Here is a 17,256-nt window from a genome sequence, read left to right on the forward strand (position 1 = left end):
AAAATTTAGAAGGCTGTTTTTTGTAAAAGAATCCGGAAGTAGACTACACTAATTACATTATCAGTATTATACTACTAAATTTGAATTATTTTCAAACAGGATCTTAGTTTATTAATAATCTAAGGATACGTTTAGAACCTGAACGATCTAAAATTCGTACTAAATATAATCCCGTTTTAATATCAGAAACATCAATAGTCATAATCGTTTTACTCTCAATCACTTGTAAGGATTTTATTTCTTTTCCGCTAAGATCAGAGATTGTAATTAAGCTATCCTTTAGATCTTTTTTGTTTTGTATTAAAACACTAGAAAATGCAGGGTTTGGAAACATAGTAAAAGAATGTTCTTCTGTATTTTCTATTTCAGGATTTCCTTGGTTTCTTTCGGACGAGCAATCGGGAGCAGTTGATGAATTACTAAAATAAATAGTATAACCATCTGCGACCAATACAAAGTTTCTTTCATCAATGGTTGCATAATAATCTCCATCTAAACCAGAAATACCTGTACCTGTCAAAGAAATTTGTGGATTTTCTTCATTAAAATTTTGAGTAGCATCCGAAAGATCAACATACCACGGTGCTGTATTTAAATTAAATGAAAACTGATATAAACCATTATTAGCTAAATTCCAATTTAAGGTAAACAAAGTAACATTATCTAAATTTGGGCCTCCAGTACCTAATACATATATATTTTCATAAGAAGTATTTATATTAACTAATGAAGAATTCATTGGTGTATCAAAAGTACAATCAGCCGTCGGTGGTCCGATGATGATATCTTCTTCGACTGTTATCGATATCGAAGCAGTATCCGCAGCACCATTACCATCATCTACGGTAACCGTAGCAATATATTCCCCTACAGTGTATATGTGAGTAGAAGTAATTTCTGATCCAGAAGTACCATCACCATAATCAATATTATATGTTAATAAATCTCCATCAGCATCGGTAGATTCAGAAGCATCAAAAACCACTGTTAATGGCGCTAATCCTGTATTTGGACTAGCTGTTAGAGCCGCAACAGGAGGGGTATTTGTAGGTCCTGTAGTATCATCACAATCTGGAGCAATTGCGGAATTACTAAAATAGATAGTAAAACCTCCAGTGATAGAAACTAATACAAAGTTATCTCCGTCAACGGTGGCGTAATAAGAACCATCCAGGCCAACAAAACTTGAACCAGAAATAGTTATTTGGGGTTCTGCTAAACCAAAGTTTTCGGTCGAAACAGATATCAAATTGTTATACCAATCAGGAATACCATTGTTTGTACTTAGAGAAAATTGATATAAACCATTATTTCCTAAATCCCAGTTTATAGAACAATTCGCAACGTTATCTAAATTTGGTCCATTATCTCCTAATACATATACATTTTCATAGGATGAATTTATAGAAGGTAACGCTGTGTCTCTTGGCGTATCAAAAGGACAAGGTATTTCTTGGCAGTCGGGGTCTATAATTAAACTAATCGTTTCTGTTGCCCCACTACTGAACTCTCCATCGCTAATTGTCAATGTTACGGTAGCAGTCTCTAAGTTAGAATAAGTATGAGAAATTTCAACACCTTCTGCCGTTGTTCCATCTCCAAAATCCCAAAAATAGGTCAATGGATCTCCATTAGGGTCATAAGAATCAGCCGCACTAAAATTAACTTCAGGGCCGCCACATCTTCCGTTATCACTTGTAAAGGCGGCAATAGGAGGTAAAGGTTCTGATGTTGCTCCAAAATCGACATCACTTGTTGAGTAAAACGCCTCTTCAGTAAGTGATCGTTGCCAAATACTATAGATCACATGTTTACCCGTTCTTTCTGGTAATACAACATCAATATTATCAATTGCTGCTGCTGGTCTTGGATCAGTTTCTACTAGCAGTTCTAAACTATCCCAAGTTAGTGGTTGATTCGGTGTCCAATCTGCTTTAGTGATGTAAACTCGATAGTACAAAGTTTGATGAGGTGCAGAATTGGTCCAAGTTACCGTAAATGGGCCAGGAGTAACCGGTGTTGTAACCCAATCATCTCTTACTTGATCCAATCCACCGTATTTATCTGGTCGTCCAGCACTGGCTAGGTTACCATCCATAATAATATCCATATGCATTCCATTAGCATCCATTCTAGCAACTTCATTCCAGTCGTAGAAGGCTTGTGTACCCCAACCAATAATTGCATCTTGGCAGGCAGGGGAGTCTGGGCTTTCAGGATTTTCTTGAAAACAAATCCAAACGCGGCTAGGTGGACTGGTTACTGTTCCGTGTGGAGAAATTGATTGACTAGGGATTAAAAATAGACCCGTACATAACAGGATCTGCAAGGAACGTCTTTTTAAATGAAAACCTATAGTTTTTAGGATTTCATTTCTTTGAGGTTTTTTTTTCATGATAGTTTTAGGTTTTAAGAATTATAGTTTGTGTTGATTGGTCTGAAAAATAGCAGTAATTATCTGATTTGGTATATTTCATATTAATTGCTATGTGCTAAAAAAATCTTTGCAATTAACTTTTGTCAACTACATTATTAATTGCAAATTTTAAAATAGAAAATTCGTGTAGCCGATTAAAGTTGGATTTAAAGAACCTATGGATTTTCTTTCCATAGTTGTTTATTTATATTTTGATTAGAGTATTAGTTCAATTTACTATTTGATAAGGGAAGATATCAAACATAAATTTTTTGAATATTAATTAAGATTATTGGCGATGTCTACCATTAGGTTCATTCATATAGTTTAAAAACAAAAATTGATAGTTAGCCTATAATTTTAATTATTTTCTATTACTACTGAGTCGTTACTAAATTTAAGAAAATTGTAAGGTAAAAAGATAATTAGTAGATGAAATTATTCAATTAGATATCTATATAAAGTCTTAACATTTATTATCTGTATGAAAATTATCTCATCATTTACTTCTATGATAGTGTTTCATGAAGAGAATAAAAATTATAATAATTACATATTACAAGTTCAGATGTATCTTATGTTAAGAAGATACTAAGAATAAAAAAAGAAAACTGAGCTTGAAAACCTCTTTTTGAAAGCAAAAAAAGTCACACTAATCATAAAATTAAGCGTATTTTTTATATTAAATATTATTTTTAACAACAATATGCAGTAAAAAGTTTAGTAAAAAGTTAAAATATTATGGATAAAATGATTAATGCATTTATTCAGTCAAGTATTTATTTAATATACTATATCTGTTATCCTGAGTCTGTCGAAGACGTTTTAAAAACTTCAACAAACTCAGTTTAACAATAACAATATAGAGATACTTTTTTCACCTCTTTTATAGTCTACATTTTGTAATAAATATGATGTATGTGCAATACGAAGACCATAATCTTATTCATTTACAAAAACTTTGGTCATTGATTTTTCTCCAGTTACTGATTCTAAAGTCAATAAATATAAGCCTGAAGTCACATCACTTACATCAATTGAATAGGTTGACACTTCAGAAACACGACTAGATTTAATTATTGCGCCAGTAAGGCTTACTAGTTGTACAACGGCTCCATTAAGCTTAGAAACTCCTGAAATATTGATTATAGAATTTGCAGGATTAGGGAATACTGTAAGTCCTAATTTGTCAAAAGAATTTATCGATAGAATATTGCACACAGGTTCGGTTGGCGTTGTTGTGAAATATATTGTAAAACCTTCAGTTTTAGAAACCAGAACAAGATTACCCTCGTCTACAGTAACGTAGTAAGACCCATCCAATCTTTCAATTTCGCTATTTACAAACGTAACTTCAGGATTTACTTCATCAAAATTATGAGGCATTTGTGCAAAAGAAGTATAAGTACTTAGAGTTTGATAATCAAAATTATATAATCCTTTGTTATTTAAATCCCAATTGATAAAAAACTTATAAATATCACTAAAATCGGGTCCGTTATCACCAATAACATATGCATAGTTATAGGTTTCATTCAATGAAGGCAAAGGAGCTGTTCTTGGTGTATCAAAAGAACAAGAGTTTTCCTCACATTCCGTATCTGCTATTAAGTTAATTGTTTCTACAGTACCACTGCTAAACTGGCCATCACTAACAGTCAATGTTACGGTAGCACTTTCTAAGTTAGAATAAGTATGAGATACTTCAACACCTTCTGCCGTTGTTCCATCTCCAAAATCCCAAGAATAGGTCAATGGGTCTCCATTGGGATCATAAGAATCAGCCGCACTGAAACTAACATTAGGACCTCCACATCTTCCATTATCGCTTGTAAAGGCGGCAACAGGAGGTAAAGGTTCTGTAGTTACTCCAAAATCAACATCACTGGTTGAATAAAATGCCTCTCCAGTAAGTGATCGTTGCCAAATACTATAGATCACATGTTTACCGGTTCTTTGTGGTAATACAACATCAATATTATCAGTTTCTGACGCCGGTCTTGGATCAGTTTCTACTAGCAGTTCTAGACTATCCCAAGTTAGTGGTTGATTTGGGGTCCAATCTGCTTTAGTGATATAAACTCGATAGTACAAGGTTTCGTGAGGTGCAGAATTAGTCCAAGTTACCGTAAATGGACCAGGAGTAACTGATGTTGTTACCCAATCGTCTCTTACTTGATCTAATCCACCGTATTTGTCGGGTCGTCCGGCACTGGCTAGGTTACCATCCATAATAATATCCATATGCATTCCGTTAGCATCCATTCTGGCGACTTCATTCCAGTCATAGAAGGCTTGTGTCCCCCAACCAATTACAGCATCTTGACAGGCAGGGGAGTCTGGGCTTTCAGGATTTTCCTGAAAACAAACCCAAACACGGCTAGGAGGGCTGGTTACTGTTCCATGAGGAGATATAGATTGTACAAAAGTTAATGATACGACTAGACAAAATAAAGTCTGCCAATATCTTCTTTTTACATGTTGGTTTTTTAGAGTTTTTCTTTTCATGACGTGATAATTTGTGTTTTACAATAATATTGCTATAATCTAACTAGCGATAATGTTTTCGTAACTTCAATTTTATCAATTTATTGTGAAGAAGAGCTGAATGAATTGACGAAATAGACTAAAATGTCGCAAATAAAAAATATTATGTGAAATCAAAACATCTATAATTTGCCATACTTTTATTAATGCTAAGTTTATTTTAACAGTTTCCTAATAAAGTGCATGTTTTTTTTGTAATAAGATATTAATGTAACTTATAGTGAATTTTATAAATCAATACAGGAAGTTTAAAAGGGATATCTAATGCATGAGAAATTATAGTAAATACGTATTCTGTACTCCATCTTGATTATAAATTTTATTTTTTAAGATTAAATTAGAGCTACTTCGCTTTTATATCTTTGTATTTCGTTCTTTTAATGGGTATATGTTCTCCATTTTTTAGTTCCGTCGTGTACTTGCTTCTAGATTCTATTATAATTTATTTTATATCAGATACTTTAACCAGATAAATCCAATTCATTAAATATAAATTAAAACATCTATGGTAAGGTTTTCATACTTCATAGTTTATCAAAATATGTATCAATTTTCTTAATGTAGAACATACTATCAATGTTCTTGATTTTAGTGTTATTTTTGAAAACTTAAATTAGAAATATTTAATTGTTGAAGAGTCTAGATATAACAAAAATGCGTCCAGTAATGATAGTAGGTACCAATTCAGATGTTGGTAAAAGCTGGGTCGTTACCGGAATTTGTCGTTGGCTAAAAAACAGAAGCTATGATCCTGCTCCTTTTAAATCTCAAAACATGTCTTTAAATAGCTTTGTTACAAAAGACGGTAAGGAAATAGGAAGAGCTCAAGCTGTTCAGGCAGAAGCTTGTAAATTATTATGCCAAGTTGAAATGAATCCTATACTATTAAAACCTTCGGGAGAAACGAAATCTCAAGTCGTGTTAAACGGTGTACCTATAGGAAGTCAAACTGCGAAAGATTATTTTTTAGGCAATAATAAAAAGCAATTATTCGAAGAAGCAAAAAAGGCATTTAATACATTAAGCAAAAAATACAATCCGATTGTAATGGAAGGCGCTGGAAGTATTAGCGAACTTAATTTAAAACATCGCGATATTGTAAATATGCGTATGGCTGAAGCTGCTAATGCTTGTGTATATTTAATTGCAGATATTGATAAAGGCGGAGTTTTTGGAAGTGTTTATGGTACAATTGCATTATTAGAGGATTGGGAGAAAAAACTACTTAAAGGTATTATCATTAATAAGTTTAGAGGGGATCCCGCTCTCTTTAATTCTGGAATTAAAAAATTGGAAGAAATTACTGGTTATCCTGTGTTGGGAGTGCTACCATATGCAAAAGATATTATTATAGAAGAAGAAGATTCTCTAGCATTAGAAAAAAGAAATACAAAATCAGTTAAAGATAAATTAAACGTTGCTGTTATTCAATTGCACTATATTTCTAACTATACCGATTTTCAACCTTTAGAACAAAATGAAAATATCCAATTGTATTTTACGAGAAACCTTTCAGAAATAAATAAAGCTGATGTTATTATTTTACCAGGAACAAAAAACACATTAATTGATTATAAAGCTTTGGAAGAAGAGGGGATTGCAGCACTTATTAAAGAACGCTATCAAGACACTCCCATTATTGGTATTTGTGGGGGATATCAAATGATGGGTAAAACTATAGCTGATCCTCATAAGGTAGAAAGTAATTTGAAAACAATAAAAGGTTTAGGACTGTTTGATATTGATACGGTCTTAACTGAAACCAAAAAAACCGTTCAGCAAGAATTTCAATTTAAAGATAGTAAACATATTTGTTCTGGCTACGAAATACATATGGGGGAAACTAAAGTACCTAAGGGCAGACATCTAAATACCATAAATACTACTCCTGAAGGCTATTTTGATGGTAAACGAAGTTGGGGCACTTATTTTCATGGCATTTTTGATAACAGCATTGTTGTAGACGAATTGTTAGAATTAAAATATGGTAAAAGCGAAGTGTTAAGTCATAAGAAATTTAAAGAAGATAACTACGAAAAACTAGCTAAATTAATAGATGAACATCTAGACATGAGTAAAATACTTAAGGATATAAGCGTATGTTAAAAGGGCATGGAGACGATCTATACCGATATAATTCTCAAATAGATTATAATTTTAGCTCTAACGTTTATTACAAAGGCTGTAAAAAGCTTCTATTGGAAGCAATAAGTAACGCGATTCAAACCATTGAAAATTACCCTTCCCCAATAGCTCGCGAGTTAAATGTATTGGCAGCTGATAAATTTAATTTAAACTCCAATCAGTTTTTATTTACTAATGGAGCTGTTGAGGCGTTTTACTTAATTGCTCAATTGTATAAAAATAAAAGGGCTACAATTACAAGCCCTACGTTTTCAGAATATGAAGATGCCTGTAAGATTAATCAATTAGAATGCTGCTTTGCCGATAGAGAGGCTATTGAATTTACTAATTTTGATAGTGAGTTAGTTTTTATATGTAATCCAAATAATCCTGATGGTAAGATTTTAGAGCTTGATAAAATTCAGCGATTATTATCTACACACCCTCAAACACATTTTATTATAGATGAAGCTTACATAGAATTTTCTAATCAAGTAGAAACAGCAGTACCCTTAATAAATTTGTATACAAACCTTACTATAGTGCGCTCACTTACTAAGACATTTGCAATACCAGGTTTACGATTAGGGTATATCATCTCGAATTCTAATTTTATAAAAGAAGTGTTAACCTATAAAATGCCATGGAGTGTTAATAGTTTAGCAATAAAAGGAGGCCAATTTATTTTTGAGAATTATGAGAAACTAGCTTTTGATGCAGAAGCTCTTTTTAATGAAACAGAACAATTTAAACAACAGCTCAAAAAAATAGAGTGGCTAGAAATTATACCGGGAACAACTTCCTATTTCTTAGTAAAATTAAAAAATAGAAAAGCATCAAGTTTAAAGAATTATCTCATTGAAAAACACCAGATATTAATACGAGATGCTACTAATTTTACAGGGTTACAAGGAGAGTATATTCGTTTAGCGGTTCAATCACAAACAGCAAATAATAAATTAATTAAGGCGCTTAAAGAGTGGAATTAAATACTATTTACATATTAATAGCTGCCTTTTTAATCGATTTAATTATTGGAGACCCTAGAAGTATCCCTCATTTAATAGTTGGTTATGGGTATTTAATTGCTTTTGGTGAAAAAAAGTGGAATCATCCCAAATTTCAATTTTTAAAAGGCGTATTGCTTACCATTAGTTTGGTTATAGCTGCTTTTAGCATTCCTTATTTTGCCATTAACTATTGTAATAAAAATGATTGGGTTATAATAAAACTAATCCTCTCTACGATATTATTATTCTATTGTTTAGCAAATAAGACATTAGTAACAGAAGGAAAATCGGTATTTAAAATTTTGAAAAACAAAGGATTAGAAGAAGGGAGAAAGCGGTTATCATGGATTGTAGGTAGAGATACTACAAATCTAAATGCCCAACAAATACGAATTGCTACCTTGGAAACCATGTCCGAAAATTTAAGTGATGGTGTTATTGCTCCTTTGTTTTATTTTGCTTGTTTAGGAGTGCCAGGAGCTATGGCTTATAAAATGATTAATACATTAGATTCTATGGTAGGTTATCGTAATGAAAAATATGAATTCTTTGGTAAATTCGCTGCTAACCTAGATGATGTCGTTAATTTTATTCCTTCAAGAATAACAGCATTGCTAATGTTACTAGTTACTTTTAAATTAAAAGGGATTTCTTTTGTTTTCTATGAAGGAAAAAAACATTCAAGCCCCAATGCGGGTTACCCGGAAGCAGCTTTAGCCTATATTTTATCTTGTAAATTTGGAGGGCCAAATTTTTATAAAGGAAAATTACTTGACAAACCATTTATAGGAACAAATGATCGATTAATACGTCATGAAGAGATTTTTAAAGTAGCTAGAATTAATTATCGTACGAGTTTCTTAGCAGTTATTATAATTCTTCTAATCATTTATTGGTTGCAATGCTAAAAAAGTATATTATAACAGGAGCTCCAGGTACAGGGAAATCAACTTTAATTGACGCTTTGGAACATCAGGGAATTCCTTGTTTAAAAGAAATGTCTAGAAAAGTTATAATAAACGAACAGAATACCGGTAATGATGGTATGCCTTGGGAAAATATAAACCGCTTTACATATTTAGTTTTCGAAGAAACTAAAGCAGCTTTATTGAATGAAAATGAAAGTGTGTTTTGCGATCGTAGCTTAGTTGATAACTTAGCATATTTAAGACATTATAATAAAACTATTCCAGATTATTTGAAACAGTTTGACTACACAAAATATTACCACAAAACTGTTTTTATAGCTCTACCTTGGGAATCTATTTATAAAACAGATCTACAACGCCCAGAAGGTTTTAATGTTCAACTTGCATTATCAAAGCAGTTGGTAGAAACCTATTTTAAGAAGAATTTTGATTTAGTGTATTTGCCTTTTTCAACTGTAAAAGAGAGAGTTAGATTTATTTTGAATGAATTAAAAAATAAAAACAATAGTAGTTCATAACTTCTTCTAATATTCTAGAAATTATTGTATAACTTCGCAATGCTTTTGGTTTCTATTTCCATAATAATGAAAATAGAATTAAAAGGGAATCTCGTGTAAATCGAGAACTGTTCCCGCAGCTGTAAGCTCTTTATAGCTTTTAACATAAAGCCACTGCTAAGTAAATTAGTGGGAAGGCGTTAAAAGTTGGAGTAAGTCAGAAGACCTGCCATATGCAAATAAACTAAGCTTTCGGGATAAAAGTTGGAGTATATCTAAGCCTATTCTTAACAGTAGGCCTTGTTGCTCTTTTTTGTTCCTAAAAAAGAGATAATTACAATTTTTTACGGCTTTTAAATGGAGTAACACTCATTTTGTAATAGCTCATAATATCTCTAATAAAGCATTTAATTATTAGATATACTGATGGGAAAAAATATTGCGAAAACCAAAATGAATATCCTTTTTTGTGATGGGGGCTCTTGTAGAAAAGCGGGAAGCGAACCTGTTATAAGGGAAGCACGTGCTTATCTAAGAAACAATGGTCTTTGGGATAAAACCCATACTATAAAAACAAGATGTAACGGCCGTTGTGAAGATGCACCAACTTGTATTGTACAAAAAGGTAATTATTGGTATAAGAAACTAACAGCAAATACTATTATTCCTGTATTAAAGTCACATCTTATTCATAATAAACCAATAGAAGATCATTTAATCTATCAAGACGGTTGGGAATCGTTACTCTCTGATGATGAGCGACCAGAAATAACACCTAAACCGTTTCAATACAAAATTGATGATCAATTAGAGCGATGTATGCTTACCAAGGGATTTAGCTCAGATCAATACTTATATCCACTATTTTTATTTCTTAAAACGGTTAATGAAAATATATCTTTAGTATTAGCAAACGGAGAGCGCTATTTTTTTTCGGAACTTCAAGATATAGAGTACACATCAACTTATACAGTAACGCTTCACTTTAAAGACAATAGAGTAATACACTTGATTATAGGAAGCGTTTCAAAAGAGGAGCCTTTGGAAGCCATTCAGAAAAAAATAACAAGTACAGAGTATTTTATTTTAGAAGAAACAAATCTAAGAGGCATTCGGTTTAAAGATAAGCTTACGCGATTATGCGGCATGGTTTATATCCCAGAAACAGCTACTAAAACTTGGGAATACTGTTTAAATATTCAATTAAAAGGAGCAACTGTTAACGAAAAGGAATATTTTAATGCATAGTCATATAGCTATATTAGGATTAGGTTGGCTTGGTAATGCTCTTGCTAAAAAAATGATTAGTAAAGGGTTTGAAATAAAAGGATCGACCATTTCAACCGAAAAATTAGAAGAACTTTCTAAACAACCTTTTTATGTTGGGAAAATAAAAGTAGAATCAGATTGTATTCAGGGAGATTGGGAAACATTTATTGAGAACATTTCTACACTCATAATTAATTTTCCACCGAAACGAATTGCTAATATTGAAACTATTTTCCCTGCTCAAATTCAGCAAATTATAGCGCGAACGCCAAAAACCATAAAAGTTATTTTTATAAGTTCAACTTCTGTCTATGGTACTAGCGAGGTCCCTTTTATAGAAACGGAACTAACAAGTCCAATAAAACCATCCGGAGTTGGTGTTTTAAAGGCAGAGCAACTGTTAAGGGGCTATTTTGGTAAACGATTAACTATTTTACGTTTAGCAGGTTTAATAGGGCCAGATCGTCACCCAGGTAAGTTTTTAGCAGGTAAACGTATATTAAAAAACCCCCTAGTTCCTGTTAATTTAATACATCGAGAAGATTGTATTGGTTTAATAGAAACGATAATTAATAAAGAGTGTTTTGGCGAAATTATTAATGGTTGTGCTTCAGATCATCCAATACGAAAAATATATTACGAGAAGGCTGCTAGACTACTAAATTTAGAGCTTCCAAATTTTGAAGCAGCAGAAAAAACTTCAGCATTAAAAATTATAGACAATTCAAAATCTAAAAGGGTACTTGGATATCAATATATTTATGATAATCCAGAAGCCATTTTTACTAAAAATAAAACAGGAGAACTCTCTATCATAGGTGCAGGACCAGGAAATGAGAAATTACTAACGCGATTAGCTTTTGAAAAACTGCAAGAGGCTGAAGTTATCTTACACGATAATTTAGTAAGTGACGCGATATTGAATAGTAATACTGAAGCTGAAAAAATCTATGTAGGACGAAAGTATGGCGATACATCCAATCAGAAAGAGCGCCAAAATATAATTAACCAACTACTTCTTAAACATTATGAATTAGGACAAAGGGTAGTGCGTTTAAAATCTGGAGATCCTTATGTGTATGGTCGTGCGGCAGAAGAGGCTCGTTTTTTAAGACATCATAAATTACCATTTCAAGTTGTGCCAGGAATTTCTGCAGCATTAGCAGCTGCTAATAATTGCAATATTCCTATTACAGAACGTGGAAAATCTAATGCGGTCTTAATTTGTACAGCACATACAGCAGATTATTCATTAGAACAATTAAAAGGCATTGCAGAACTTTTAAAAGAGGGTAATACACTGGCTTTATATATGGGATATAAGAGTTTAGATAAGATCATTCCAAAATTAATGAGTGTTTGTAAAAATCCAGATATTCCTGTTAATGCGATTTCTAATGTTTCTAGAGTGAATGAAGTTTTACTCACTTCAACCTTAGGGGAAATAGAAGAGGATATAAAAAATAACCCATTAGAAATGCCAGTAGTATTTATTATTGGTGTGAAAGCTATAGATAATAGTAAGTTAAATAAAAAAAAACCAGTTTTAGCGAGTGCTTTATGAAAAAAGGAATTTTATTATGTGGCCATGGTAGCCGAACCAAAACAGGGACAGATGCGTTTAAGGAGCTAGTTGGGCTTTTAAAAAAGCGTTATACGGATTATGAAGTTGATTATGGTTTTTTAGAATTTAATCATCCTGTTTATGAAGCTTCAGTTGAACGTATGTATGAAAAAGGAATTCGAGAAATCTATGCTTTACCTGTTATTTTATTTGCTGGATCTCACGCCAAGAATGACATTCCGTATGAGATGAATACTATACAGAAGAATTATTCAGATCTAACCATAAAAATGGGTAAACACTTAGGTGTAAATACAAATTTATTGGAGCTAGCTAAGAAACGAATTTTAGAACGAGAGGAGACTTTATCTCTTATTGATAGAAAAGAAACGTGTTTAGTTGTTGTAGGAAGAGGAACAACAGATCCAGATGCTAATTCAGATGTGCATAAGTTGGCCTGTATGCTAGGAGAAGGTTTAGGCTTTGGATTTACAACAGTGGCGTATAGTGGGACTGCGTATCCGACTGTAAAAGAAAGTTTGAGTTTAGTTAATAAAATGGGCTTTAAACGCACTATAGCAGTACCATTTTTCTTTTTTACAGGTATTCTTTTAGAACGTATTTATGGACAAATAAATGATTTTAATAATTCTGCTGAGAATGAACACGTTTATACTAAAGCCTTTGGAAAAGACGAGTGGATTTTAAAAGCTTTCGATGAACGTTTAGAAGAAACCATTAATGGTACAGGAAATATGAATTGCCAACTATGTAAATATCGAAAACAAATCGTTGGTTTTGAACAAGAACAAGGTAAAGAACAAGTGGGACATCATTTAAATGTGAAAGGTGTGTTGTTTGAAGAGGATGTGAAAGTAGGCGAAAAACAAACGGTAACAAAAACCATTAAAAAACTATTAGGAATCTAACTAGATGATTAAAAAAGAAGCAATAATATATGGAATATCATTAGGACCAGGAGATCCGGATTTAATTACTGTTAAAGGATTAAACGTGCTCAAAAAGGTTGATGTCATTTATTATCCAGGTTCTTTATTTAGCAACGGAATACAATCTAGTTATTCGTTATCCATATTAGAATATTATCAATTAGATAAAAATAAGCTTAAAGGGTTTTTCTTAGAAATGAATTTAGAGCGTGTACAAGCGAAAGTGTTGTATTCAAAAACATATAAAGAGATAGAGAATGATTACAATGCAGGCTTAAAAATAGCGGTGGTTAGTGAAGGTGATATTAATACGTTTAGTTCTTTTTCCTATCTGTTAGAAAAAATGCAGGCTAATAAGTTGAATGTAGAATTAATTCCTGGAATTACATCCTATGCGTTATCCGCTTCAGAACACAAGTCGCCATTATGTCTGCAAAATGAAAAACTAATCATTTTACCAAGAGTGCAAACTGCGCAAGAATTAGAAGAAGCATTAACTTATTTTGACACGGTGGTGTTAATGAAAATTAAATCAGTTATGGAAGTTATAAATACGGTAGTAGATAAAGGGGGGTATAAAATATGGTATAGTGAACGTTTAGGCACAAAAAAACAATTTACAACATCACATTGGGAAACAATAATGAGAAGGACTATTCCTTATTTTTCTTTAATAACCATTAAGAAATAAATTAATGAAAATAACTGTAGCAGGTTTAGGACCAGGAGATAAAAGTTATATTTTACCATTAGTGCAAAACGCATTAGCTAAAGCCGATGTGGTCATTGGTTATGATTATTACTTTCAGTTTGCGAAAGATTTTATAAAAAAAGAAGCCGAATTAATAGCGATGCCTTTAGGAAAGGAAGAAGATAGAGCAGCAGAAGCAATACGTAAAGCTAAAGAAGACAAATATGTTGTTGTAATAGGTTCTGGAGATGCAAGTATCTATTCAATGGCTGCTATAGTTTATGAAATGGTCGCTAAAAGTGGTGCCGTTAATTTAGAATTAGAAACATTACCGGGCATATCGGCATTTTTAGCAGCAGGAAGTAAATTAGGAGCGCCACTGGGACATGATTTTTGTTGTATTTCTTTATCAGATTTAATGACCCCGTGGAATGTTATAGAAAAACGAATTAAAGCCGCCGCATTTGGTGATTTTGTAACCAGTTTATACAATCCTAAAAGTAAAAAACGGCATTGGCAATTGGGCCGATTAAAAAAACTGTTTTTAGAAGAACGAGCAGAAACAACACCAGTTGCTATTTTAAAACAAATTACCAGACCAGAAGAACACATAATCATTACAACTTTAAGTGAGTTTGACCCTGAAGATGTCGATATGTTTAGTTTGGTAATGATTGGGAATTCTCAAACATTTCAATTTAAAAATTATTTAGTAACGCCCAGAGGGTATTTAAATCGAAAACCACATACGGGTAAAGAAATTCAACAAGAAAGTTTTAGAATTGTAACCAATCATATTAAAGAATTAACGTTTGATAAAGCTGATAAATGGGCAATTACACGTGTTATTCATACCACTGGGGTTTTAGACGATCATCAATATTATAAAGCCAGCCGAGAAGCTATTTCTAAGATGAGTACACATTTAAAAAATGGAGGTGAAATTATTACAGACGTGACCATGGTACAATCTGGAATAACCCGAGCATTTATTGAAAAATATGGAACCAAAGTACAATGCTGTTTAAATGATGAAGATGCTAGAGCATTAGCAGTTAAAGAGAATATAACACGTTCGCAAGCTGGAATACGAAAAGCGATTAGTTTATATCCTAATGCACTTTATGTTATAGGAAATGCACCAACTGCTTTAATGGAAATTACAGAGCAATTGCGAAATAATAAAAATTTCAAACCCGCTGGTGTAATTGGAACCCCTGTTGGATTTGTAAATGTAATAGAATCTAAAGAACAATTATCTCAAGTAACTAATACAAATTGGGTAATTATCGAAGGTAACAGAGGAGGAAGTAATGTGGCAGCAGCAATCGTAAATGCAGCGTTTACTTTAGAAGAATCATCAGGGTATTTTGTAAACGAATAATACCGTATTTATCACTATAAAAATGACCAAGTTCAATACAGACGATATAGCCATTTTAGAAAACATTATTCTTTCCAGAAGAGATGTTAGAGGTAACCGTTTTATTAATAAAGAAGTAGAAGAAGAAGATATTGAGAAAATTCTTTTTGCTGGTGTAAATGCACCGTCTGTTGGGTTTTCACAACCTTGGGAATTTGTGATTATAAAAAGTAATGAAATACGAAATAAAATAAAAGAAAGTTTTTTTGAAGAAAATGAAAAAGCGAAGAAGCAATTTGAAACGTCTAAAGCAAATGAGTATTCACAATTAAAATTAGAAGGAATTACCGAATCAGCCTTAAATATAGCTGTGTTTTATAAACCAAGTGATCGCCCTGTATTGGGGCAAACATCTATGGAAGAAGCAGGGGTGTATAGTGTGGTATGTGCAATCCAAAATATGTGGTTAATGGCCAGAGCACTAAATATAGGATTAGGTTGGGTTAGTATATTAGATCCTGAAAAAGTGAAAACCATTTTAAAAGCTCCCGCAGATAGGCAGTTAATAGGTTATTTATGCTTAGGTCATGTAGATCTGTTTTATGAAAGTCCTGAATTAGAAAAATTAAAATGGGAAAAAAGGAAAAGATTAGAGCAGGTTGTAATAAATAACAGTTATTAAATGACTGAAGCATTGAAAAAAAATAAAAACATAGATTTTTATCTTATAGGAATAGGAAATCAACCTATTCAAGAAATTAATAATGAAATAAAAAGCATTATTGATAGTCATCTTGTGTTTTCTGGAGGTAAACGTCATTATGAATTAATAAAACCATTGCTGCCTAAAAAACACTTTTGGATTACTATTTCTGGTAAAATGGAACAGGTAGTTTCTCAATACAAAACCGCAAACGAAACTGTTGTTATTTTTACTTCTGGTGATCCTTATTTTTATGGTTTTGGCAATACTTTGAAACGATTTTTACCAGAATCGATATTAAAAACGTTGCCTTATTTTAATAGTATCCAACGGTTATGTCATAAAACAGAAACCAATTATAATGCATTAAAAACAGTATCTGTTCACGGTCGTGATTGGTCTGCATTAGACACGGCACTTATTGAAGATCATTCGCTTATTGGGGTCTTAACCGATGGGGTTAAAACACCAGCTGTAATTGCAAAACGATTATTACAATATGGCTTTGATAATTATAACATTAGTGTAGGGGAGGCTTTAGATGGTGAACATGAAATAATATCTAATTATGATATAAAAGAATGTACTACTAAAAATCACAATGTTTTAAATTGTATGCTTTTGTCAAGAATAACGCCTAAAGCAGTTTCTTTTGGTTTTCCAGATCATTTATTTGTTCCGCTTCCTAAGCGTGCAAATATGATTACCAAAATGCCAATACGTTTAAATACCATTCATGCCTTAAATTTAGCAACTAAAGCGTGCTTTTGGGATGTTGGTTCTTGTACAGGATCTGTAGCCATCGAAGCCAAAAAGCACTATCCACAACTCAATGTCCTTGCGTTTGAAAAACGAAAAGAATGCGGTACTATTATTCAACAAAATAAAGAACAGTTTTCAACACCAGGAATCAAGATCATTATTAATGATTTTTTTAAGGTAAACCTTTCAGAACTCGTGATACCAGATGTTGTTTTTATTGGCGGACATGGTAATCGATTAAAAGAAATGATTCTTAAAATTCATCAACTAAACCCTAAAGTAAGATTTGTAACCAATGCAGTCTTAGAAACGACATTAATAACCTTTAAATCGGTATTAACTGATTTAAAATACAACATAGAAGCCACAGCAATTCAAATAAATGACCATAATAAAATCATGATTTGTAGCGCTCAAATTGAAGTTTAGAA

General features: G+C 32.3%; 13 protein-coding genes and 1 riboswitch. Of the genes, 11 read left to right on the forward strand and 2 right to left on the reverse strand.

Going from position 1 to position 17,256, the window contains the following annotated elements; genetic code table 11:
• Positions 1 to 103: 103 nt before the first annotated feature.
• Positions 104 to 2,395, reverse strand: a complete 2,292-nt coding sequence (locus Q0921_RS02455; protein WP_299252760.1) for a lytic polysaccharide monooxygenase — start codon at positions 2,393 to 2,395, stop codon at positions 104 to 106.
• A gap of 963 nt (positions 2,396 to 3,358) precedes the next feature.
• Positions 3,359 to 4,924, reverse strand: a complete 1,566-nt coding sequence (locus Q0921_RS02460; RefSeq protein WP_299252763.1) for a lytic polysaccharide monooxygenase — start codon at positions 4,922 to 4,924, stop codon at positions 3,359 to 3,361.
• Positions 4,925 to 5,629: 705 nt separating this feature from the next.
• On the opposite strand from Q0921_RS02460, the gene Q0921_RS02465 reads away from it, so the two are divergent.
• From Q0921_RS02465 to cbiE, 11 genes are all read left to right on the forward strand, one after another.
• Complete coding sequence (locus tag Q0921_RS02465; RefSeq protein ID WP_299252766.1) at positions 5,630 to 7,069, forward strand: cobyric acid synthase; 1,440 nt, start codon at positions 5,630 to 5,632, stop codon at positions 7,067 to 7,069.
• Positions 7,063 to 8,076: an aminotransferase class I/II-fold pyridoxal phosphate-dependent enzyme gene (locus tag Q0921_RS02470; RefSeq protein WP_299252769.1), complete on the forward strand. Its 1,014-nt coding sequence runs from the start codon at positions 7,063 to 7,065 to the stop codon at positions 8,074 to 8,076. Before Q0921_RS02465 ends, Q0921_RS02470 begins: the two co-directional genes overlap by 7 nt.
• A complete protein-coding gene (gene cbiB, locus Q0921_RS02475; protein ID WP_299252771.1) occupies positions 8,067 to 9,005 on the forward strand; it encodes an adenosylcobinamide-phosphate synthase CbiB in 939 nt (312 codons plus the stop codon). Before Q0921_RS02470 ends, cbiB begins: the two co-directional genes overlap by 10 nt.
• Positions 8,999 to 9,544 carry an AAA family ATPase gene (locus Q0921_RS02480; protein ID WP_299252774.1) on the forward strand — a complete coding sequence of 182 codons (546 nt, stop codon included), beginning with the start codon at positions 8,999 to 9,001 and terminating at the stop codon, positions 9,542 to 9,544. Before cbiB ends, Q0921_RS02480 begins: the two co-directional genes overlap by 7 nt.
• A gap of 29 nt (positions 9,545 to 9,573) precedes the next feature.
• Positions 9,574 to 9,772: riboswitch (cobalamin riboswitch) on the forward strand.
• A 204-nt stretch (positions 9,773 to 9,976) separates the two neighbouring features.
• On the forward strand, positions 9,977 to 10,771 hold the full coding sequence (locus tag Q0921_RS02485; RefSeq protein ID WP_299252777.1) for a (2Fe-2S) ferredoxin domain-containing protein: 795 nt from the start codon (positions 9,977 to 9,979) through the stop codon (positions 10,769 to 10,771).
• Complete coding sequence (gene cobA, locus Q0921_RS02490) at positions 10,764 to 12,356, forward strand: uroporphyrinogen-III C-methyltransferase (RefSeq protein ID WP_299252780.1); 1,593 nt, start codon at positions 10,764 to 10,766, stop codon at positions 12,354 to 12,356. Before Q0921_RS02485 ends, cobA begins: the two co-directional genes overlap by 8 nt.
• The gene (locus tag Q0921_RS02495; protein ID WP_299252782.1) at positions 12,353 to 13,285 is read left to right on the forward strand and encodes a sirohydrochlorin chelatase; all 933 of its coding nucleotides are present in this window, start codon (positions 12,353 to 12,355) and stop codon (positions 13,283 to 13,285) included. Before cobA ends, Q0921_RS02495 begins: the two co-directional genes overlap by 4 nt.
• A gap of 4 nt (positions 13,286 to 13,289) precedes the next feature.
• Entirely contained in the window at positions 13,290 to 13,997 is a 708-nt protein-coding gene (gene cobI, locus Q0921_RS02500) for a precorrin-2 C(20)-methyltransferase (RefSeq protein WP_299252784.1), read from the forward strand.
• A gap of 4 nt (positions 13,998 to 14,001) precedes the next feature.
• Entirely contained in the window at positions 14,002 to 15,381 is a 1,380-nt protein-coding gene (cobJ, locus tag Q0921_RS02505) for a precorrin-3B C(17)-methyltransferase (RefSeq protein ID WP_299252787.1), read from the forward strand.
• Positions 15,382 to 15,403: 22 nt separating this feature from the next.
• Positions 15,404 to 16,042, forward strand: a complete 639-nt coding sequence (gene bluB / locus Q0921_RS02510) for a 5,6-dimethylbenzimidazole synthase (RefSeq protein WP_299252790.1) — start codon at positions 15,404 to 15,406, stop codon at positions 16,040 to 16,042.
• Positions 16,043 to 17,254: a precorrin-6y C5,15-methyltransferase (decarboxylating) subunit CbiE gene (gene cbiE / locus Q0921_RS02515; RefSeq protein WP_299252793.1), complete on the forward strand. Its 1,212-nt coding sequence runs from the start codon at positions 16,043 to 16,045 to the stop codon at positions 17,252 to 17,254.
• Positions 17,255 to 17,256: the final 2 nt, after the last annotated feature.

The organism is uncultured Aquimarina sp. (assembly GCF_947496855.1).
Taxonomy (GTDB): Bacteria; Bacteroidota; Bacteroidia; order Flavobacteriales; family Flavobacteriaceae; genus Aquimarina.